Annotated in this window: 15 protein-coding genes; 9 read left to right on the top strand and 6 right to left on the bottom strand. The window is 44.6% G+C overall.

The window, feature by feature from the left end; translation table 11 throughout:
- Window positions 1–10: 10 nt before the first annotated feature.
- Window positions 11–2,608 (top strand): glycosyl hydrolase family 18 protein, encoded by a 2,598-nt coding sequence (locus tag ACVBJC_RS03435; protein ID WP_447159480.1) that lies wholly within the window; start codon window positions 11–13, stop codon window positions 2,606–2,608.
- Between the two features lie 93 nt (window positions 2,609–2,701).
- Here ACVBJC_RS03435 and ACVBJC_RS03430 read toward each other — a convergent pair whose 3' ends face one another.
- Window positions 2,702–3,067 carry a DUF805 domain-containing protein gene (locus ACVBJC_RS03430; protein ID WP_447159479.1) on the bottom strand — a complete coding sequence of 122 codons (366 nt, stop codon included), beginning with the start codon at window positions 3,065–3,067 and terminating at the stop codon, window positions 2,702–2,704.
- Window positions 3,068–3,483: 416 nt separating this feature from the next.
- Here ACVBJC_RS03430 and ACVBJC_RS03425 point away from each other — a divergent pair, with 416 nt between their 5' ends.
- Together ACVBJC_RS03425 and ACVBJC_RS03420 are read left to right on the top strand one after the other, a co-directional pair.
- Window positions 3,484–7,128: a hypothetical protein gene (locus tag ACVBJC_RS03425; RefSeq protein ID WP_447159478.1), complete on the top strand. Its 3,645-nt coding sequence runs from the start codon at window positions 3,484–3,486 to the stop codon at window positions 7,126–7,128.
- A 95-nt stretch (window positions 7,129–7,223) separates the two neighbouring features.
- The gene (locus ACVBJC_RS03420) at window positions 7,224–7,436 is read left to right on the top strand and encodes a hypothetical protein (RefSeq protein ID WP_447159477.1); all 213 of its coding nucleotides are present in this window, start codon (window positions 7,224–7,226) and stop codon (window positions 7,434–7,436) included.
- Window positions 7,437–7,457: 21 nt separating this feature from the next.
- Here ACVBJC_RS03420 and ACVBJC_RS03415 read toward each other — a convergent pair whose 3' ends face one another.
- The gene (locus tag ACVBJC_RS03415) at window positions 7,458–8,540 is read right to left on the bottom strand and encodes a linear amide C-N hydrolase (RefSeq protein ID WP_447159476.1); all 1,083 of its coding nucleotides are present in this window, start codon (window positions 8,538–8,540) and stop codon (window positions 7,458–7,460) included.
- 95 nt (window positions 8,541–8,635) lie between these two features.
- Between ACVBJC_RS03415 and ACVBJC_RS03410 the strand changes: the two genes are divergently transcribed.
- Entirely contained in the window at window positions 8,636–9,682 is a 1,047-nt protein-coding gene (locus ACVBJC_RS03410) for a GGDEF domain-containing protein (protein WP_447159475.1), read from the top strand.
- Between the two features lie 52 nt (window positions 9,683–9,734).
- Here ACVBJC_RS03410 and ACVBJC_RS03405 read toward each other — a convergent pair whose 3' ends face one another.
- Window positions 9,735–11,036: an NAD(P)/FAD-dependent oxidoreductase gene (locus ACVBJC_RS03405; RefSeq protein ID WP_447159474.1), complete on the bottom strand. Its 1,302-nt coding sequence runs from the start codon at window positions 11,034–11,036 to the stop codon at window positions 9,735–9,737.
- A 413-nt stretch (window positions 11,037–11,449) separates the two neighbouring features.
- Between ACVBJC_RS03405 and ACVBJC_RS03400 the strand changes: the two genes are divergently transcribed.
- Entirely contained in the window at window positions 11,450–11,836 is a 387-nt protein-coding gene (locus tag ACVBJC_RS03400) for a DUF2541 family protein (protein WP_447159473.1), read from the top strand.
- 164 nt (window positions 11,837–12,000) lie between these two features.
- Entirely contained in the window at window positions 12,001–12,513 is a 513-nt protein-coding gene (locus ACVBJC_RS03395; RefSeq protein WP_447159472.1) for a hypothetical protein, read from the top strand.
- Between the two features lie 181 nt (window positions 12,514–12,694).
- Here ACVBJC_RS03395 and ACVBJC_RS03390 read toward each other — a convergent pair whose 3' ends face one another.
- Window positions 12,695–13,222 carry a hypothetical protein gene (locus ACVBJC_RS03390; RefSeq protein ID WP_447159471.1) on the bottom strand — a complete coding sequence of 176 codons (528 nt, stop codon included), beginning with the start codon at window positions 13,220–13,222 and terminating at the stop codon, window positions 12,695–12,697.
- A gap of 392 nt (window positions 13,223–13,614) precedes the next feature.
- Between ACVBJC_RS03390 and ACVBJC_RS03385 the strand changes: the two genes are divergently transcribed.
- Together ACVBJC_RS03385 and ACVBJC_RS03380 are read left to right on the top strand one after the other, a co-directional pair.
- Window positions 13,615–17,955, top strand: a complete 4,341-nt coding sequence (locus tag ACVBJC_RS03385; RefSeq protein ID WP_447159470.1) for a collagenase — start codon at window positions 13,615–13,617, stop codon at window positions 17,953–17,955.
- Between the two features lie 179 nt (window positions 17,956–18,134).
- Complete coding sequence (locus tag ACVBJC_RS03380; protein WP_447159469.1) at window positions 18,135–18,425, top strand: DUF6482 family protein; 291 nt, start codon at window positions 18,135–18,137, stop codon at window positions 18,423–18,425.
- 36 nt (window positions 18,426–18,461) lie between these two features.
- On the opposite strand, the gene ACVBJC_RS03375 is transcribed toward ACVBJC_RS03380, so the two are convergent.
- Entirely contained in the window at window positions 18,462–19,247 is a 786-nt protein-coding gene (locus ACVBJC_RS03375; RefSeq protein ID WP_447159468.1) for an AraC family transcriptional regulator, read from the bottom strand.
- 101 nt (window positions 19,248–19,348) lie between these two features.
- On the opposite strand from ACVBJC_RS03375, the gene ACVBJC_RS03370 reads away from it, so the two are divergent.
- Entirely contained in the window at window positions 19,349–20,617 is a 1,269-nt protein-coding gene (locus tag ACVBJC_RS03370; RefSeq protein WP_447159467.1) for an MFS transporter, read from the top strand.
- A 58-nt stretch (window positions 20,618–20,675) separates the two neighbouring features.
- Here ACVBJC_RS03370 and ACVBJC_RS03365 read toward each other — a convergent pair whose 3' ends face one another.
- Window positions 20,676–21,737, bottom strand: a complete 1,062-nt coding sequence (locus ACVBJC_RS03365; RefSeq protein ID WP_447159466.1) for a DUF2955 domain-containing protein — start codon at window positions 21,735–21,737, stop codon at window positions 20,676–20,678.
- Window positions 21,738–21,756: the final 19 nt, after the last annotated feature.

Genomic DNA, 21,756 nt, shown 5'->3' with positions numbered 1-21,756 from the left:
GAACACTCTCTTGCAAGCTAAACTTTCAATATCCACATTAGTGGTTTCTTCACTGCTCGCGGCTAACAGCTATGCTGCGCTGCCAGGCACACCAAGCTTAGGCTGGGGTGAATCACAATTCTCAATCATCGAAGTCGACCAATCTGCAACGGCTTACAATAAACTAATAAAAGTCAAAGACGCTGCTGATGTGTCGGTTAACTGGAACCTTTGGAACGGTGACTTCGGTGACCTTGCTAAGGTATTTTTAGACGGTAATGAAGTTTGGCAAGGCCCCGCCGCCGCGTCAGGTGAAGCCACATTTAAAGTGAGCAAAGGTGGCCGCTATCAAATGCAGGTTGGCCTATGTAATGCTGATGGCTGCTCAATGAGTACCAGCAAAGAAATTGTGGTTGCAGATACCGATGGTAGCCACCTAAAACCGCTCAATGCCCCGATGCTTGAAAACAACCGTCCATACCAAAATAAGACAGGTAAAGTCGTCGGTACTTATTACGTTGAATGGGGCGTATACGACCGTAAGTTCCCGGTTGAAAAAATGCCCGCGCAAAACTTAACTCACGTATTGTATGGCTTTACGCCAATCTGTGGTGGTGACGGTATCAACGACAGCTTAAAAACTATCGAAGGCAGTTTCCAAGCGTTGCAACGTGCCTGTGAAGGTCGCGAAGATTTTAAAGTCGCAATCCATGATCCATGGGCGGCGATTCAAATGTCACAATCAGGTCTTTCAGGCTGGAACGAGCCTTACAAAGGTAACTTCGGCGCGTTAATGGCACTTAAGCAAGCGCAACCTGAGTTAGTGATCTTGCCATCAATCGGCGGCTGGACCTTGTCAGATCCGTTCTTCTTCTTTGATGACAAAGCTAAGCGCGCCACGTTCATTGAGTCAGCTCGTGAATTCCTATTAACGTGGAAGTTCTTCGACGGTCTAGATATCGACTGGGAATTCCCAGGTGGTGGCGGCGCTAACCCTAACCTAGGAAGCAGCAAAGACGGCGAAACCTACGTAACCTTGATGCGTGAACTGCGCGCAATGCTTGACGAGTTAAGCGCTGAAACTGGCCGCACTTATCAGCTAACTTCAGCTATCAACGTCGGTTACGACAAACTTAGCGCCGTTAACTACGCCGATGCTCAGCAGTACATGGACTACATCTTTATGATGGGCTATGACTTCAATGGCGCATGGCAGAACACAGATTTAGGCCATCAGACTGCCCTTTACGATGGTCACAGGCAAGAAAACACTAAGTACACCGCCGATAAAGGCACGCGTATCTTACTAGAGCAAGGCGTTGATCCCGCTAAACTGGTTCTAGGCGTGGCTAAGTATGGCCGCGGCTGGACGGGCGTCAGCGATTACAGCAATGGCAATCCATTTACTGGTACTGCCACAGGTCCTATCAAAGGTACTTGGGAAGATGGCGTTATTGATTACCGCGACATCATTAATAACCACATGGGCCCAGAGTGGGAATATGGTTACGACACTGCAGCTGAAGCGCCTTACCTATTTAAAGCCTCAAGCGGTGATTTAATCACTTATGATGATGAGCGTTCGGTTAAAGCCAAAGGCCAATATGTATTAGACAATCAACTTGCTGGTATTTTCTCTTGGGAAATTGATGCCGATAACGGTGATTTACTTAATGCTATGCACGAAGGCTTAGGTCACGGTGAAGGCACGACGCCACCTGTAAACAAAGCGCCGATTGCTAACGCCGGTGCTGATATCACAGTGACGGGCCCGGCAGATGCCGAGCTAAACGGTGGCAACTCTCGAGATCCTGAAAACAGCGCATTAACTTATCTGTGGACTCAAGTCTCTGGCCCTGCGCTAACCATCAGCAACAACGATAGCGCCATTGCCAATATCGAGTTAGAACTCGTTGAGCTTGATACTGAATATGAATTTAGCCTGACAGTGACCGATATCGAAGGCTTGTCAGCAACAGATACTGTTACTGTGACCAATAAAGCCCCTGCAGCTAACCAAGCACCAAGCGTAAGCTTAGTGACGAGTGTTGCAGTGGAATCTGCTAAGAAAGTAAGCCTAAATGCAAAAGCGGCTGACGCAGATGGTGACGCGCTAACTTATGCTTGGACCGTACCAGCGGATATCGCCTTTACAGGTCAAGGCAGCCATAGCATTACGATGACTGCGCCAAGGGTAACAGAAGCAACTGAGTTTAGCGTTTCTGTAACTGTGTCTGACGGCAGCTTAGATGCCAGCGCCTCAAGCTTGGTAAAAGTGAACGTTAAAGATGATGGCGGTGATAACGGCTGCGGCGCAACCGATCCAGATGCCGCTAACCACCCTGCGTGGCAATCAGCTAGCGTTTACACAGGCGGCGACGTAGTGAGTCACGACAACCTAGTTTGGCAAGCTAAATATTGGACTCAAGGTAATACGCCATCGCGTACTGCTGATCAGTGGTTATTAGTCAGCAATGTACAACTTGGCTGGAACAAAGGCGTAGCCTATAACGGCAACGACATTACTATGCACAACGGCCGTCAATGGCAAGCAAAGTGGTGGACAAAAGGCGATGAGCCTGGCGTTGCCAGTGTATGGGTAGATAAAGGCGCTGCAGGCTGTAAATAAGCCCTAGCCAGCCATGGGTGCAAAGCACTCACAAAAATGCCTGTCACACATTCTGACAGGCATTTTTATTTACGCGCTAACTCTACAACAGTATTAAGCCAGTTTAGGGTTGCAGCCCCACTTATTGTCTTCAGTCTTGCTATCAAGCACAAAGAAAATCAACAGGATTATCGCACCAATAAATGGGATCAATAAGATCAGCAACCACCAACCACTCTTGTTGATGTCATGCAGACGACGAACGGATAGCGCAAGGCTAGGAATAAATACCGCTAGCGCATATAAGCCACTAAACAGTCCCAATCCGGTTTCTAAACTCATGGTACCAAACAGGGTATCAAGCACTGATAGAACAATACTGAAGATGATATTGAATAAGGCAAACATCCAATATTCTTTACGTCTTGAGCGGCCTGAAAAATCAAAATATTTTTTAAAAGCAAGAAGATACCAATCCATGTATAGTTCCTTTTTATGATGACGATAAATATCGTATTAGCACGCATAGTAAACAATCAAAAGCCACAGTTTCAAGCCCCATAAGATAACTAAGTTAAGATAGCTAAAATAAAAGAACTAAAATAAGGTCACTATTTTAGTTCAGTTTAATCTAGATATGACTCGGGGTAGCTGATAGTTCAATCGGTACCATTCATATACAGAAGACCACGCATTCATCAAGCTATCGCATTACATCGAATGAATTTTCGCCAGCAACAAGCACGTTGTGCCACTGTCATCACACATTTCCAGTTATAAAGTAACTTTATTAGCTAAACCTCTACTATCAAACAATAAATCAGTTAACCTCCCATGTAAATATCGTCGGCATTCCAGCATATTTGGAATGGATTCAATGTTAATAGGACAGAAGTATGGACGCATTCAGCCACCTGCAAGTTATCGAGTTTAACCGCCACCAAGCCACTAGCATCGAGCAAGCCTTACAAATCTATCAAGCCAAACTAGAAGCTCATCAAGCCTTTGATAAAAGCGGTCGATTAAACTTGGTATTTATGGATAACAGCAGCGGCGCGCGTGAGCATCTGCAGCTTGATAACCTACAAGATAAACAGCTAGCAATGAAGGCGCTGAGCCTGAATCCAGACGGCGGCTATCGAAGCAATTATATCGTTAGCAGCGACCGCGAGATTTATCTGTCTGAAACCCTGCTATTTGCCCTCGCGCTTGAGCACGATTCACTAACCCCACAGCTGCGTATAACCGCGCAAGCCATGGTCAATTACGCCCGCTTTGAAAACGATACCAGTAAGATGTGGCTCGATGATACTCGGGTATTTGGCGCAGAACCGCTTTATATGATGGCGGCTAAAGATGCTAATGATGCAATTTATTTAGCGCAGTTTTTTATCCCATATTGGGATGATGAACATGCAACCGGCTATGAAGATATGTTGTTAAGCTTACTTGAGCAACATGGCTGGTGTGAGGCGATGATTAACGCCTTTATCTGGTGTGACAATCCACAGTTTAGATTCGCTTTCTACGGCAGTGATTGGGAGCAGCCAACCCCTAGATATCAGCCTCTTGGGGATTACTTAAAAGCTAATCCAGCGCAATACCCACGCTTTATTGAGTTAGTAAAGCAGCGTTTTCATGGCTTACCGGTCTTAGTTTATAGCGAAAATGAGCCTCTTTATAAGCAAAATCCCGTGTTGGATATCTACACCACACTACTTGCAGAGTGCTGCGGCCAACATGATGAAGATAGAAATCAGGAGCTAGCCGGGCATTTTATTAATGACAGCCTCGAAAATGAGGCGATGGATCTACAAAACCAACTCAAACTAGAACTTAACAAACCGCTGTGTTGTTATGCCGGTAGCGTTGCTCATAAGCAAGCGCTCCGATGCCAACGCGACAAGCGCGAAAAGGACCGTGATAAGTATCTCGGCGGTCTGCACATGTTCAGCGAATTTATTGCTAGCCTAGAGAATAGCCACGACCTACTCGCATACATCTCTACAGGTGAAAATCCTCAAGTACTTGATGACATTCAATCCTTTAATTTTATTAAGCACTGTAAACAGCATGCATTGTCGCTTTTCGAAACTATCGACGAAACCTGCTGGGAGATGAATAACTTTAATTCTGTGCGAGAGAACTTCCATGAACCTTTGCATTACCTAGCAAAAGATCTAATGCAAGATATAGATGATGACATGGATGAGGAAACGGTGAACGGCTTCATTCGCCGAGTCAGCATTCGCTCAGATGTTCACTCTAACAACAGCGCCAATAACAGCTCTAATAATGGCGCTGATATTGAAGCAATGACAGCAGCTAACACCCAACCACAAAGCCAAGTGCGCAGCGCGCAAACCATGCTGCATTTTATCGATATTTTCTATCGCTTATTCGGCCAGCAGCCCTTCGATGATGAACTGTGCGATATCCTGAGCGGAGAGTCTGTATACCAAGCGATTATCAGCGCTGAAGACTATTACGCTCGCTTTATGCCAATCGACGCCACAGCAAAACTTGACTCAGAAATAAGCGTAAAAGAGCGAAAATCCCTTGAGAGCCTGCTCGATGAGTATAGCGATATGGACAGTGCCGTCACTGCCGATATGCTTGAGCAAACCAATGAGCTATTTGCTAATCGAGCCTGCTTAAACAGCCAAGATTGGCCTGAAGATGAGCTCGGCATCGACGCTCTTTGCGCATACTTACTTTTGCAAGATAAACAGCACAATATTAATGATGACTACACTCAGGCGTTGCAAACCAAGCTGAGTGGCGTGTTTGAGCGTGCCGTTAACTTGATGCTAGAAAACGCCGATATTCTAGGCGAAGGTCCCTTTACTGAAAAAGGCTTAAACGACAGCGAGCTTGCACAGGTAAAAGGCTATTTTACTGGACCAACGCCAGAGCTACATCAACAACAGATAATCGCACTGTTAAACCAGCACCTTTATGGCCAAGATATCTGCCGCCAAACGGTACTCCATTTCCCTAAAATCAGCCCAATGCAGAAGAGCTATCTGTTTTTAAATGATTATGATGAAGATTATCAACGGGTGGTGCTAGCTTGTTTTTGGCTTAAACAGCTCAATAGTCCAGAAGCGTTAATCGCCAAGCGCATTTGGCAATTATTAGTCGCTATGGCGCCGATTAGAATTATCGGGCTGATGTGTAAAGCCTTTAGCGAACATACTCGCAGATGCATGTTTGACACACCGCAAGATGAAATAAACTTTTTCGATATGCTCAACAGCCATGGCATCGATAAAGCCTTCACTCAGACCTATCAAGTTGAGCAGTATATAGATAGATCATCACGCACGGATGATTACCTTAATTTAGTGGAATTAATGGGTGAGCTCGTTGATGAAGACTCTGATGTTACAGAGCAGGGTATTGCAGAGCCGGGCATGATAGCTGCAGCAAGACGCCAAGATGCCAAGGCGTTACTGTGCGGCCTAGATTATAGTTATCAACCGATTAAGCTTAGCTTTCATAAGCATGTGGCAATGCGCTTCCCTAGCCGCCCGTTGGCACTCGATAATGAGCTACAGCAATGCCTTGAGGACTTTATCAAACTCAATAATAACTCGTGGGAACAGGTGATTGAGCGTAAGTTTAAAGATGCTACAGTGTATTTTGACTTTTTATCAGACGAAAGCGACCTACCCAAAAAACTGAGGTTGCCTGTTACCCTGCACCCCAATGCCGATCTGAACCAAACTCGTCATTGTGACAAGATGAGCTGGATTAATGCCACTATCGCCCAGCATGTCGGTGACGAATTACAAATCTTAGTCGCCGACAAGAATTTCCCCCGTGACGGCAAGCTTTATATCGCAGGTCAGTTGCTTATCATTAATGACAGCGTCGATGCACAAAGCGTGATTAACGCCGTTGCCCAACTGCCTAGTAGTGAAGAGCGTGAACTGTTACTTAAGCAAAATCTATGGGCGTACCTGCAGGGGAATTTAGCCTATGATGCCTTTACAACTCAGTTTAGTGAATGTATAGAATACGAAACGGTTACTGGCCTAAAAGAGCGTCAAAGTCATAGTTTAGGCCAATACTTGTGGCTACTTGATGATGAACGCTGCGGCCGTTTGCTGCACTTACTGGCTAATCATAGTTATCGTAGCTACAAGATTATTTTCGAGCAGCTTGTTACCGGCTATATGGACCAGCTTACCCTACAAGGCAAAATGGATTTAGCCACTCGCTTAGAGTGCGATGAAGATGATTATGAACAGGCTGCGTATCAAGCAATGCTTGATTGGTTATTTAGTCATGATGTGAAACCTGAATACCTGCTGCTATATATGATCAAAAACTACCATCCATGCATGGCCGATTATATTGCCGCCATGGCACGCCGAAATGAAATCAAATCCTTAATGCCGTTTTTACATATTCAAACCAAGGCAGATCTAGTCGACATATTGGCTGAACAAGCAGATTGCGCCGAGCTAATGAGCCTTTTTACCAAAGAAAAGTCACGACAAATACGCGATCGTGTAGAAGCAGCATTAAAATAAATAGCACCAAGCTCTCAACTAACGAAGTTGGTACTTTTTTATAGTACCAACTTCGCCTAAATTGTTTAAAACCAACAAAAGTAAGGAAGTACAATATGTTAAAAGCTATTTTAATCAGTATCGTTTGCTTTGCCGCTTTTGCCGGGCTACTTCAAGGTACGCATCATCTCTATATTGCTTACGCTGACAATGAAGTCGCGTTATACGGTGTTGCGGCACTGATTTGTCTTATGTGGGCTTGCCTGATTGGTGGCTTTGTCAGCCTGGCTTATCCCACTCTAAAAAAATGGTGGCTACAACAGCGATAGTGACTTAGAGCGATATTGGCACTAAAGCAAATTCGCGTAGGGATCTTCACAGCGCTGCAAATGACTAACCATATCACCTTGAAGTTCAGGGTGATTATTAGCTGTTTGCTTGTCATTGTTGACCGAAATAAGCTGAACTTTGGCGCAATGATCAATTTCAGCGTTTGTAGCAAGCCAAACTGGCATCATATTCAGTGGGTTAATAAAGTAATATTGACCCGCTTTATGGTCACTTAAGTTCGTCCAACGCGTACACGTTGCCTCAGCCTTTTTATCTGGGTTAAAGAGAAATGGCACGGCACCGTTTTGCATCAGCGCACGGGTCTGCGCCAACACAGCAGCAGGATCTTGTGCGGCATCAGATAAGGTCAAATAAAAAGCGGCTCGCTCAAAACTTTGCGTAGGTGATGTGCCACCTGGAACGGTAAACATTGGCGTCGTGATTGCAGGCTCCGTTTGCCCCCATTGATATTGCCAATATTTTAAAATATTTAATTGGGTCGGATAATCAGGCTCATTGGTTACGATTTGATCTGCTTCCCCAGAATAGACACTCAATTGGCCTTCTTTCACTTCGATAATCGCTGATTGCCCATCTTTATCTGATATCGCAAGATGAATATTACTCGGCACTAATGCTGTCGCATTGCCCCCTTCTGGCACATTATCTTGAATTAACTGTAAATGATTATTGCGTGCATATTCGACCACAGACTTAACACTCGAAAAGCAATCTAAAATATACTGTGGCCAACGTAGTACGCTAATGTTGCCATTTTTCAATTGTGGATTAGGCTCACCATAGGTCGCTGGGGTATCGTACAACGCATTTACCACTAGACCCTTTACATTCATGCCATCAACTGTCGCATAACCTTGGATATTGTCCCCCATCACAGAGGCCACACTGGCATACGTAGAGTGCCAGCAAAATATCGCATCAGGGCCGATATCAAGTTCATTGGCTTTCGCTACACTTAGCCCCTTCTTAGCCAACCCTTTTGGGAAATGAAATAAACTCGCCTCTATAGGCCTAAACCAGTTCATATTTCTGCCCGTTACAGGAAAGTTTGGATTGAGGTTATTTAACACTCTTAAGCACATATTAGTTCCTTTAATTGCTATTATTTTTAAATGGTTGCTTGAAATAAACCCAAAGTACAATAACATGTAGGCAACAAGGTAGGGATGGAAGTAACATGGATGCTATAGAGCTAGATAACACTCATCGGCTAAGATGCTCTGTATTAGCAGGTGTGTGTGGCTTATTAGGTGCAATAGGCTGTTTTCTCGGTATCATCAACCTATTTATTAGTGGGAAGTGGCCAGTTTTAGCCTATTTACAGTTCCTTTACAGTCTATTCTCATTCTATTTATTGTGGCGGGTGTACAACAATAAACATAAAGTTTGGCAAACTCACCTCTATGTTTCCAGTCTAACGGCCCTAGTCATCTATGCCGTTTATATCTCTGCAATCAATAGCTTTATTTTTTGTTGGGCATTAGTTCTCCCTACAGTGTATTACCTTATTCTTGGTAAAAAATATGCAAGCATTCCCATCTTTATCATGTTTATTATGGTTACCATTGATCTCATCAATAAGTATGGCCTTGCCTTAAGCCCTGTCTTAGTCAACTTTATCTGCAGTTATCTGATAATTTGGATTGTTTCTCATACCTACGAAAAAAATAGAGCCCACTCGGAAGCTGAGCTACAAAAGCTAGCCCTCAAAGATCCACTCACCCAAAGCTTTAATCGACTTGCGCTCACTAGAAAATTTGCGCTGGCTGACACGCAATCAATGAACAAAAACGATAAAAACATGCATATGCTGATCTTAGATATTGACCACTTTAAGCATATTAATGACAACTATGGCCATGAGGCTGGTGACCATATCCTTCAGCGCTGTGCCAATTTGTTAAGCAGTATAGCGGGCGATAACAATATTTTTCGTATTGGTGGAGAAGAATTTTGCGTGCTTGTTGAATCTGCTAGCAACAAAGAAGCGATTGCTTTAGCTGAGTCAATCAGAGCTCAGATAGCGAGTGCTATTTTTGTAGTACAAGATAAGAGTATAGATATAGAGGTGGGGATCACAGTCAGTATCGGTATCAGTCATTATCGCCAAGGAATGGATTTATCTCACCTGCTACGAGAGGCCGATCTATGCCTTTATCAGGCCAAAGGAAATGGTCGAGACCAAGTGGTCTACCCATTACTATCTTTACCCGTTTCAGCCTAAATACAGGCCTGAGTTCTCATTTTGCGACTCAAGCCTGACTCATATAGGCGAACTAGTGCAGCTTCATTCTCGGTCTCACCACTCGCATCAGCTTTTCGGCACACCATAACGCGATGGTCTTTAAGGTGCCATGAATGGCTTGCTGATGCATACGATATAGCGAAATATAAACCAGACGTGCAATCTTACCTTCAACAAACATGCTGTTTTTAGTTAGGTTGCCCATCAAGCTACCGACTGTGCTATAACGCGAAAGATTAACCAGTGAGCCATGATCGACATACACATAATCATGTAGTGGCTCACCTTTCAGCTCATTAAGAATGTTCTTCTCGACACACTCTGCCATCTGATGCGCAGATTGTGCTCTTGGTGGCACAAAGCTGCCATCAGCTTGCTGACAAGCACAGCAATCACCAATCACGTAAATATCATCGCTTACGGTACTGAGTAGATTAGGCTTAACCATAATTTGGTTAGCACGGTTAAGCTCAAAAAAGCCGATATCTTTAATAAAGTCTGCCGCCTTAACGCCTGCAGCCCAAAGCATAATGTTAGCTTCAATTAACTGACCTTCAGAGGTCACAAAACCCTCAGCCGTCGCTTCGCTAATACGGGTGTTTTCCATCACATTAACCCCCAATTTACTTAGCTCAGTTCTTGCCGAGGTGGCAATACGTTCAGGCAAGGCTGGTAAAATACGCTCACCCGCCTCAATCAAGTGAATATTAAGTTTTTCAGCCGTCATCTTGCTTAAGCCGTAAACCTTAAGCATATCGGTTACATGGTACAGTTCAGCCGATAATTCAACACCTGTTGCGCCGCCACCGACAATGGCAATATTAAGCTCATTAATCGTTTCTGACTGATGCACTCGCGTAAAGCTGTCTAGCAACGCATTATGAAAACGATTCGCTTGCTGATGTGAGTCTAGGAAGAAGCAATTCTCTTTAACACCTGGAGTATTAAAGTCATTACTGACGCTACCAATTGCGATGACTAATTTGTCATATTGAATTTGACGTTCAGGCAACATCACCTTACCCGCCTCATCAATAATGGGCGCCACAGACAGTGACTGACTTTTCTCATCTAAACCACAAAATGTGCCTAGCTGAAACTGATAACCATGTTTAGCTGCGTGAGCAGAATACACAACGCCATCAAGCGCAGAGTCCAGTGAGCCCGTCGCCACTTCATGCAATAATGGCTTCCAAATATGAGTACGATTCTTATCGACTAAGATAATTTGGGCTAGGTTTTTTCTACCCAGTTTATGCCCCAATTGCGTTGCTAGCTCTAAACCACCAGCGCCACCACCTACAATCACAATTTTTGGGTTTGCCGATCTCATCACTTCATTCCTCTATAGGCCAAATATTGCGCCCTTTACAAGGCGGCAATCGAGCCAGACTCTAAATTAACTATCACTTACTTAATACTGCTATGTTGACGCAAAACATGACCTAAGTCACGTTGATAAAATCCAAAAATTTGACATTTTTCAGCACTTTTAACTAGCCAGCAAAAAAGTTACAACACAACAGGGTGGATAAAATCACCAATGACAGCATCTTTAACACTTAAGTAAATATCACCTATTTATTACCACTAGAGCTTACAAGCTTACATTGAGCAGCAAGCGAACTTGTCGCTCTGTGCTTATTCAAATTATTGCTAGTGATGTCTAACTTCATTCAATATTTGCTAGCGCGAAAGCAAACAAAAGACTAATTTAGCCGCCCTTTTCATTCACTAACCGAAAATATGAATATCAAATCCTTTGTGGCTGGCTTAATGATGGCTGCAAGCATGCTAGCAGTAAGCAATATTGCTATGGCTGATGAGCAAATTACTTTAGGTCGTACGATCTTATTGAGCGGCGGCGATCACGGCGCAAAAATTCCGCTATTGATTTGCCGTAAAACTGACGCGATTCGTGTAAAGGCTGAGCGCGATCTGCATTTAGAAAAAATCAAAGTCACCTTTAATAACGGCCAGACTAAGACAATTCGCTTCTATCGTGATCTAAAGAAAAACCAACACACTGACTGGCGTGGTTTCGCTTACCGTCGCTGTGTAAAAAAGCTGGAAGTCTTCGGTAACTCTGATGGTTCTAAAGCAGGTGTTAAAGTTTACGGCCGTAAAAAGTAATACCTCCAGAAGTAGACGTCTGTACTATTGACGACTTATTTAGCGGTTGCTACTTTAGCCGATAAAGTAAAGTGACTGTATTTATGTCAAGCACCACCGTGAGTGGTTACTCGGGATATTTATGGTCATTTTAAAGGATGTGTTTGACTTACATGGAGTAAATTATGAAAAAGATTCTTCTTTGCACATTCGTGCTAAGCCTTTGCGCCTGCAAAAGTAACGACATCAAAAACATTGCAGATTCCGTTTCAGATATCGCTAGCATAGGCTCATCCACTAGCGGCTCTTCTAATCCAGGTTACAGCCACGACAAACCACAATATTCAAATCAATCTGAAGATGTTTATGCCGCACTGACGGGGAAAACGAGCAGAGATTTTGGCGTTATTCGCTCAATTGAATCTGAAAAAAACCCTAAAGGCATGACCATGGTGCGTTTCGTTGCCTTCCATCAAGATAGTGGGGCAGCAATGGAAAGCGATCAATACCTATATGCCGTTGATGACAATGGCTGGATGGCAGATAAAAGCATAGCTGCGTACGATACTCGCACGACGATGCTTAATAGCGGCCAATATTACCTGAAAGCAAAATCAGACCAAGGCAAGTTCTACACCACCGGAATGATCAATGTCACCCCTGGAGTAACTAACGTAGTGACGATTGATCTCGAGTAGCTATAGCCTAAATATGTCTGCGATAAACACCAATCCTAATACAAAAATGACCACTTAATAGTGGTCATTTTTCATTGAGCTATGATCTTGAGCTATGGCTCATTAAACTATGATCATTAAGCTATGATCATTGAGCTATGATCATTGAGCCATGATTCATTGAGCCAATGCTTATTGGAAGTTAATTGGCTTGTTGCTGACATTCGAGCAATAGCTGCTGAAAATGCGCGCCTAAATCTTGGCTAGCAAACTCTTCACTTGCCGTTGCCATCTGCTGCAACTGTTGTAACCCTTGCTCAACACCTTGTTCGGCAATGATCTGTTTAGCGTAAGCCGCCGCATCGGCGCCTTTTTGCAGCAGGCTAGACATATTCTCTAGGCTAAAATCCTGCTCCATCAAGCCTTCTAGTTCACTAAGCAGCTCTGCAATCTTTGCCGACTCGACTAAAGCGCCCTCAACATTAACAAGCTCACCAACTGGATCCATCTCCAGTTTACTGGCAACACAAGCAGCAACACTACCTGCGTCGGCGCCATTTGCTACCGCTTCAATGCCTTGAGTACGGATCTGTTCAATTACTTGCTGTAACTGCTCATTTTTGGCTAACCAAGCTTGTTCTAATTGCTGCTTTTCATCACCACCAAAATAACCACAACCACTTAGGCTAAACGCCAAAACAGCCGGAACTATAACCGTCTTTAACTGCATTTATATACTCCAAAAATCAAAGGCTAATTAGCCACTACCGCTAGTATACCTAGTTAATTAAATAGCGACTTTTAAACTTAATTAATCTTCAGCTGCAACTCAACTCTGACACGCCCTATAACACCTATAGATAAACGCACTTTTTAATGCAGCATTTCAGGCTATTACTCTTTTTTGGTAACCAAAATCTCATTTAAATTTCATCAAACTTTGACTTTGTATACATTATATTGTTAAGGTTCGGTTAAATTTAACAATAAAATAACAAGCAGCTTAACTCGGATAGTTAAGTATTTACAGTCAAAAGGAAGTTGATACGACTAATTTAGGGATCCGGTTAAGGTTATAGCACCTAACCTCAACACCCTCTAACCTACTGAGGTTATATAACTATGATAAAAAAGATAACAACCAACTTCCCCAATATTCTTTCGCGCAAATCCATCTTAACCAGTGCGATCCTTGCATCAATCAACGTCGGAGCTGTACAAGCTGCAGAAATGTGCGGCGACAAAACCTTAGACCGGCAAGGTGAAGTACCGGCGAATCAAACTCACTGCATCACCGATTATGGTCATTACCTGTATATTAATGTTCCTTACGAAAACAGTAATGTCACTATCAGTACATCAGGTGGCACCTATACCGGTAGTGATGCCGAGTTAATACTCTACGATGGCAGCGACTGGAGCGGCAACCAAGAACTTATTAGTAATACTCCAGGCACTAATGACGAGCAGCTTTCTTTTGTTTCTCGTGCTGGTGAACGATATTTTAAAATTAATGGCAACATTCAAGAAACCACATTAGAAGTGACTATTACGGGGGGAGATGTACCACCGCCTATGGGTGACTACATTGTGTTTAATACCAATATTGACGTTGCTCTGCCAGCTCCTGCTATCACCTCTAAGAGCCAATATGGTGCTACGATTGCAACCATTCTGGCCGCCAGCTATAGCGACTTTGAAACCATTGCAGGAGCAAGCCAAGATCCCATTACTGACGTTGCTGAAGCGCTACATTACTTAGCAAGCGCTGATGACTTAGCCGATCCAGATCTAAACCAACTTCTATATTTTCTCGCATCATATAAATATTACGCAGAGGCAATGACAGATGCTGAAGCGCAGCAATTGAGCATTGCGCTGCAGGCTGTAGCCAAAATGACTAACTTTATCGGCGATGCTGGCGGCGTTATCCAAGAAGGCTTTGCTGGTGCATTGAAGAATTTCGAGCGTGGTGCAGGAGCGGTATACTTTAAAGATCTACTGCCTCATCTCCTTGCCAGTATTCAATATTACTCAGAGCAATCTAACCCATTTGCAGGTAACAACGCGGGTGATGCGGCAATGGAGCTGCTAAAGGCCATTAATTCTGCGGCCTATTATGGTGACTCTGCAACAAAAGCTGCTTATAACGACAATATGCTCGACGTATTGTCTGTTATGCGCTCTTTTGCTTATCTAGGCGAAACTTCACTTGATATGCGTTGGCCTGCAGAAGACGATAGAAAGTGGATTGTGCCACATACTCTTATCGCGCTAGGAAAAATATCAACCATTGCGACTGATGAAGCAAAAGCACGCTTTGACAGTACAGTGCTAGAAGTTCATGACAAAATTTCGGCGATCATCTCTCTTGAGACGACCGAAACTATGGTGACTAAGAATTACTTAGAATCTGCCGAGCGCCAATGTGAAGCCGGTGATGCCTTGTTTGGTAAGTGTATCGTGCCGCCAAAAGAGGAAGATATTTTAAGCGTGCGTCATGAGTGTACTGACAAGTTAATCATTCGCGCTCAAAGCAGTATCTCACAAGCAACGCTAACTCAATCTTGTGCCGACTTGGCCGAGCAAGAAGCTGAGTTTCACGCCTTCTTTAATACTAATGGCATTCCGGTAGCAGGCGATCAAAATGAAGTACTTGAGGTCGTAGCCTTCGCTTCACCTGAAGATTATGAAAAATATGCCCCAGAGTTCTTTGGTATTAGTACTGATAATGGCGGTATGTACCTTGAAGGTTCACCTGAGGTTGTAGGCAATCAGGCACGCTTTATTGCCATGCAGTGCCCGGATTCATGGGTTGGCAACTCTTGCCAATATGAAGATCAAATCTATAACCTGCGCCATGAATTTGTGCATTACCTAGATGGCCGTTATATCAAAAAAGGCTCTTACGGTTCGTTCGACTACAACGTGTCTTGGTCAGAAGGTATGGCAGAGTATTTAGCCAACGGTCATGATCACCCAAGAACCAATAACACGCTAGAAGGCAAGACCATTCCACCGCTCTACAACCTACTGTTTATGGCTTATGGATACGATGAGCTCTATCCTTGGAGTTATTACGCAATGCGTTATTTGTCTGAAGAGCACCCTGACGAAATTGTGAAGGTAACCCAAGCACTGCAAGCCGGTGACAAAGATGCCTATACAGAAGTACTCAAAGGCGTGGCCGAGCGCACTGAATCTGGTTTTGAAGCGTTTGTCTTAGCGAATGCCGATGTTGTTGCCCCACCAGCTGCCACAATACCCGCAAACAATGTAATAGGTGAGTGTGCACTAACTCAGCAATATGCGCGTCACATCGATGCCGACAAAATTGACTTTACCATCACCAATAGTACTGATACCCCAGTGTCACTATTCTGGGTAGACAATAATAAAGGCACAGCCAACTTTGCTAACAATTATAAAACGCTGAATCTTGGTGAAAGCTACAGTTCTGAAAATTGGCGTCAAGGCGATCGCATGATGCTGAGCGACAACGCAATGAACTGTTTAGGTGTGAGCGTAATGACCCATGCCAGCAACGACTTCACGATTGAGCAAGAATTGGTAAAAGATGTAGTACCTGAGCAGATCCCAGCACAGGATCTACTTGGCAGCTGCGATCTGATTAGACCTCACCTCATCAAAGATGAGTCTCACGAGTTCACCATTACCAATACCACGGACTACCCAGTTCGCCTGTTCCGTATTGATAATCTGACTGGCAAACCAAAATATGCAAGCGCCGCCACGGGCTTTGACTTTGGCTATGGCACACTCAACCAAGGCGAAAGTTATACATCGGATATTTGGTATGGTGACCGTCGCTTTGTGGTAACCGATGCGCGTCTTAATTGTTTAAGTGTCGGCGTACTCAATAATCCAACAGCTGACTTTACCATTGATGAAACCACTATCGCTAACGCGGCAGAGCCAGAAGTCATTCCAGCAGCGAATACCATTGGTAGTTGTGATCTTCAAGCTAAGCACTTAGTGGGCCCATTTGAAGCTGACTTCTCATTTACTAACACCACTAATACACCTGTACGTATTCACCGTGTAGACAATGAAACCGGAGAGCTCAGTGAAAGCTTTGGCTTTACCACTATCGCAAACGGTGAGACTTACGACAGTGAAACGACCTGGAAGTGGTTTGGTAACCGCCGCGCAGCCATTACTGATGAAAACAATCAGTGTTTAGGCGTAGCTGTGATGGACCAAGAGGAAGAGTTCAATGAGTACCTAATTACTGACGAATTGCTCGATGGTAATGTTACCGTACCTGTTGATACGGACGGCGACGGCGTGATTGATAGCCAAGACGCATTCCCAAATGATCCATCTGAAACTACTGATAGCGATGGTGACGGTGTGGGTAACAACGGCGATGCCTTCCCGAATGATGCGACTGAATCTGTCGACTCTGATGGAGACGGTGTGGGTAACAACGGTGATGCCTTCCCGAATGATGCGACTGAATCTGTCGACTCTGATGGAGACGGTGTGGGTAACAACGGCGATGCCTTCCCTAACGATGCGACTGAATCTGTCGACTCTGACGGTGACGGTGTGGGTAACAACGGCGATGCCTTCCCTAACGATGCGACTGAATCTGTCGACTCTGATGGAGACGGTGTGGGTAACAACGGCGATGCCTTCCCGAATGATGCAACAGAAACGCTTGATACTGATGGTGATGGCATAGGTGACAATAGTGATGCTTTCCCAAGCGATCCTAACAATGGCGTGGTAGCACATTGCGGCGCAGCGACCATTGGCTCAGGTAAGTTAACCCTTGAAAAGCAAGAATGCGTAAGCGGCGGTAAATCAAGCTTCTACGTATGGGTTGAGCAGGACAATACAAACCTGTATATCAGCACTCAAGGCGGTGATGGCAATGCCAACATTTACTTCAGTGCAGACACTTGGGCATCAGCAACAAGCTCGCAAGCTAAGTCTGAAGCGAGTGGTAATAATGAGCAACTACATGTTGTCGCTAATCGCGGCTGGCGCTACATTGCCATTGATACCAACTCAAGCTACAGCGGTGTATCAATGACCGTTAGCCTAACTGACAATTCGACAGAAACTCCTGTTGAACCAGTGGAGCCGGAAGTACCAACAGCATTAGAAAATATGTGTGCCACCAGTACGGCTAAAGATTATGGCAGCATCAGTAACGGTGTCCCTATCTGTGTTAAAGATGGTCGCTCATCTTTCTACATCTATATCCCTAGGGATACTCAGAGCCTAACCGCCGAAACAGGACACGGTACGGGTGAACTAGAGCTATATGTAGGTGAGAGCTGGCCTGATGCCGACAACAACACGGGGAAGTCAACCAATGTGGGGACTCAGGAGCAAGTTGTTGTTCAGCAACCTGATTATGGTTGGTACTACATTTCAGTGCAGAGCACACCAAGCAGTGAGGATGTCACACTGAAGGTCACGCTCAAATAGGCTACTTTCAACGGTATTCATAACAGACTCGCTAAAAGCAAACCCATGTGGTTTGCTTTTTTATGTCTGCAGTCTGCTTAATATTAACCCATTCATTTCCAGAAATAGGCTGAACCCTTTTAGCATTTCGAGCGTAATGCTCTGTAGCGATAGTCACTGCTGCTTAATAGGAGACAATTATGGGTATGTTTCAGTCACTCAGCCAAACATTTCACTCTTCGTCGACCCATCCTCGTATCATTGGTGTCGCCGACGCACCGCATTACCTTGTTGGTGCAATGGATGATAACGATAACTTTGTTCAACTTGATGAGGAAACCAGCGTGCAATGTGTCACTTCGCTTGCTCAAGCAAAGCAATTATTACGACGTCATCATTATCAAGTAGCAGAGCTTGAATACCAGACTGCTTACGATGAAATGTGCGGCCTTTCGTGCACCAGCAACTACAAAGAAACCATTAAACTTTAACCGATAACGCCCTAAGCAATTGCACTTATCGAGCGACTAATCTTTTAGTTTCATATATTGCTTAGGTGATTGGCCCAACGTCTTTTTGAAAAAAGTAATGAACGCACTAACAGACTCATAACCTAGCTCTTCAGCAATACGTTGCACCGAATCGCCTGTCGCCAGTTTTTGTAAAGCTAAAACAATATGTAGCTGTCCACGCCAACGACCAAAACTAAGACCGATTTCACTCTTAACTAAACGCGCAAGCGTGCGCTCACTCATCGCATATTGTCCCGCCCATTGCGCTACTGTGCGCCTATCTTCTGGCGATGTAATCAAGGCATTGGCAATGGATTTCAATCTCGGCTCAGTCGGGATAGGAAAGTCATAGTGCTGTGTTGGCATAGTCCGCAGCTGATCGATAAGCACTCCCACCAATTTGTCGGTTGAGCTATTTTGCGGATAATGTTGTTCAACAAGCGTCAAATGAGCAATGAGCTCTCTGATTAAAGGAGTCACAGATAAAGTACAACTGCGATCAGGCATGCCAGCGACATCAGGGTCGACAAACAACATACACACATTAGCGTTTTTCGAGATCTGATTGCAGTGAGGCACCTGGCTTGGGATCCAAACAGCACAATTGGGTGGCACAATCCAAATTGCGTCATCAATTTTACATTTTACAAAGCCACTCAGTGCGAGTACCAATTGACACTTTCGATGCTGATGAAACGGAGTTTCAGCATCTTCTTCTTCCCCGACTAAGCGCAGTGCCACCACAGGTTGAGGGTAATTGTCGGAGTCAAACTCCGGTAGTGAGGGCGTACCGAACTTCATAGCATGACCGTTTTTAGCAACATAGAGTCACTATAGCTCAATACAGCAAGCATTTAGAAGCGTAAGCTATCGCACTTTCATATTCTCAAAAGGTGCCTATTATGACGTTATCGCATCCTTCTCGTGTTGCCAGCAGCGCATTTTTACTGCTTGGTGTGTTATTAATCTCCATTAGCTTACGCAGCCCTATTACGGGTGTTGGCCCTTTACTTGACGCCATAAGAACAGACTTGCACCTGTCTGCAACACAGGCAGGAATGTTGACCACCTTGCCTTTGTTAGCTTTTGCTTTCTTCTCACCCGTTGCCTCCAAACTTGCACGCAAGCGTGGTCTTGAGCAAGCGCTCATGCTATCGCTATTGTTTATTCTTATCGGTTTAACAGTCAGGTCTTTGGGTTCATCAAGCACTCTTTTTCTCGGAACCGTCATCATAGGTGCCGGTATCGCCTTTGCTAACGTGCTACTACCAAGCTTAATGAAGCGCGACTTTCCAACTAAAATTGCCACCATGACCTCGATGTACGTATTGATGATGGGCGCGGGCTCAGCAATGAGTGCGAGCTTAGCGATACCGTTAGTCGATATGGCTGAACAGTTATCGATAAGTTTTATTCCAAGTTGGGCGTTTTCATTGGGTAGTTTAGTGATATTCCCGATTATCGCGATCTTGGTATGGCTGCCACAGATGCGTAACCACACACCACCGAGCAAAGACACGCAGGCGCTCGATAGCCATAGTTACTTATGGCGTCACGTTAGCGCTTGGCAGATCACGCTATTTTTGGCTTTAAATTCTTTCTTGATGTATATCTTTATCAGTTGGCTGCCGACAATTTTAGTCGACTGCGGTTACAGCCATCATGAGGCGGGGGTGATCCATGGCATGTTGCAACTGTTCACAGCGGTACCCGCTTTAGTATTAATTCCGTTTATGAGTAAGCTTAAAGACAAACGCTTGCTCAGCTTTGGCCTAACATTTTTGGCATTTATTGGCATTATGGGGCTGCTACTGAAACCTGAGTTTGCCATGGTTTGGGGTATGTTATTTGGCTTTGGTGCTGGAGGTGGCTTTATTCTAGCATTAGCCTTAATAAGCCTGCGTACCGCTAGTGCACACCAGGCTGCGACGTTATCAGGTATGGCGCAGTTTTTAGGTTATCTGTTGGCAGCCACAGGCCCTATGATAATTGGCGAGCTACACGAACAAACCGCAAGTTGGCAGTTGCCATTAATCATCTGCGCTATTTGTGCTGTGCTCTGGGGGGTGTTCGCATTTTTAGCGGCAAAAGATGAGTTAATCCAGCCTCCTAATCACAATCACAATGGCAATGGCAATGGCAATGACGCATTAGTCACAGCCCAGCCTTAGATCCGCAAGTAGCAAGGGAGCATAAAACTCCCTTGTTATCGCCGCAATGCTCTATCGCCTAACTCGCCTCCACCCCTAAAGAATTGGGTTTTATTATCCGTACTAAAAAGTGATGAACAATCCAAATCACTACCGAGGTCAAAATCACGGCCACGACGATTGAACTAAACCGGTAACAGATAGAGAAAAATGCATCTTGCTGCTCAGGAATAAAAGCACTTGTTAGCGGCACCGTCAGTGCCGACATCGCCGAAAAACCGATCCCCGCTTTGATACCTCCGATTGCCAGCCAGCGGCAAAATATAGCGGCTGCAATGGCGTACCCCAGCAAAAATAGCAGCATGTTGTTCGCTAAGCTATAGAGAGTTAACTGCAGCACTAAACCTGCTAAACAACCTAAAAATGTGCCGATGATACGGATTTTAGCTACCGCCATAGAGCCAATAAAAGTCATCGGCGCCAGTACAATAAAAATAGAAGCTTGAGCCGATAAGGAATCATTGAGATCTGCCACTTGAAACAGGATAAATGCCGCCATGGCAATAATCCAGCCGAGTGCGGCTTGCCTCACCATGCCTACATGATCTTTGCGTTGATTATCGATATGCGCCCGAGCGCCATTATTGCTGTCTAAGCTGGGTAAAGCCTGTTTAGTGACAGGCTCAGGAAATAGATAGAATGCAAGAGCGACAACGGGCCCAGTTAGCAGGGCAGAAGCAAGTAACCCCATTACAAAATCTTCTAAGTCAAAGCCCTGATAACTGCCAAAGTTAAGCAAAATCGAGCCCATTAATAGCCCTATATAACCAAAAAGGTAGCTGCTTTTATGGGTCATGGCGATACACTTAAACATCATCATAATCGCTACAGCTAGGGTCATTAATAGTGGGTAAGGCTGGAAAAATCCAACAATAAAAGTGACCTGTAAACAGACCCAAGTTACCCCCAAAATAAGCTGCACTATGATGCCTGTGTTCCACCTATCAATTTGAGTTAAGACAAACATGGGTAACAGCGCGGCAAACATGCCGTTTGACCAGCCAAACACTAAGGTAACAGCCAAGCCAAACACACAACCAAACCAGATCCGTTGAGTCTTTATTAATGTTTTTCGTTGCACAACCAGCCCCCCTTGCACG

It is taken from the genome of Shewanella sp. 0m-6, from assembly GCF_052977325.1.
Note: the sequence above shows the minus strand (reverse complement) of the source record. Positions and strands in the feature narration are given on the sequence as shown.

What these genes read in the sequence shown, in the direction of transcription:
- ACVBJC_RS03415 (WP_447159476.1), bottom strand. Translation starts at nt 8,540, where the DNA reads ATGTGCTTAAGAGTGTTAAATAACCTCAATCCAAACTTTCCTGTAACG.
- ACVBJC_RS03380 (WP_447159469.1), top strand. Translation starts at nt 18,135, where the DNA reads ATGGGTATGTTTCAGTCACTCAGCCAAACATTTCACTCTTCGTCGACC.
- ACVBJC_RS03400 (WP_447159473.1), top strand. Translation starts at nt 11,450, where the DNA reads ATGAATATCAAATCCTTTGTGGCTGGCTTAATGATGGCTGCAAGCATG.
- ACVBJC_RS03410 (WP_447159475.1), top strand. Translation starts at nt 8,636, where the DNA reads ATGGATGCTATAGAGCTAGATAACACTCATCGGCTAAGATGCTCTGTA.
- ACVBJC_RS03420 (WP_447159477.1), top strand. Translation starts at nt 7,224, where the DNA reads ATGTTAAAAGCTATTTTAATCAGTATCGTTTGCTTTGCCGCTTTTGCC.
- ACVBJC_RS03390 (WP_447159471.1), bottom strand. Translation starts at nt 13,222, where the DNA reads ATGCAGTTAAAGACGGTTATAGTTCCGGCTGTTTTGGCGTTTAGCCTA.
- ACVBJC_RS03430 (WP_447159479.1), bottom strand. Translation starts at nt 3,067, where the DNA reads ATGGATTGGTATCTTCTTGCTTTTAAAAAATATTTTGATTTTTCAGGC.
- ACVBJC_RS03375 (WP_447159468.1), bottom strand. Translation starts at nt 19,247, where the DNA reads ATGAAGTTCGGTACGCCCTCACTACCGGAGTTTGACTCCGACAATTAC.
- ACVBJC_RS03385 (WP_447159470.1), top strand. Translation starts at nt 13,615, where the DNA reads ATGATAAAAAAGATAACAACCAACTTCCCCAATATTCTTTCGCGCAAA.
- ACVBJC_RS03395 (WP_447159472.1), top strand. Translation starts at nt 12,001, where the DNA reads ATGAAAAAGATTCTTCTTTGCACATTCGTGCTAAGCCTTTGCGCCTGC.
- ACVBJC_RS03425 (WP_447159478.1), top strand. Translation starts at nt 3,484, where the DNA reads ATGGACGCATTCAGCCACCTGCAAGTTATCGAGTTTAACCGCCACCAA.
- ACVBJC_RS03405 (WP_447159474.1), bottom strand. Translation starts at nt 11,036, where the DNA reads ATGAGATCGGCAAACCCAAAAATTGTGATTGTAGGTGGTGGCGCTGGT.
- ACVBJC_RS03370 (WP_447159467.1), top strand. Translation starts at nt 19,349, where the DNA reads ATGACGTTATCGCATCCTTCTCGTGTTGCCAGCAGCGCATTTTTACTG.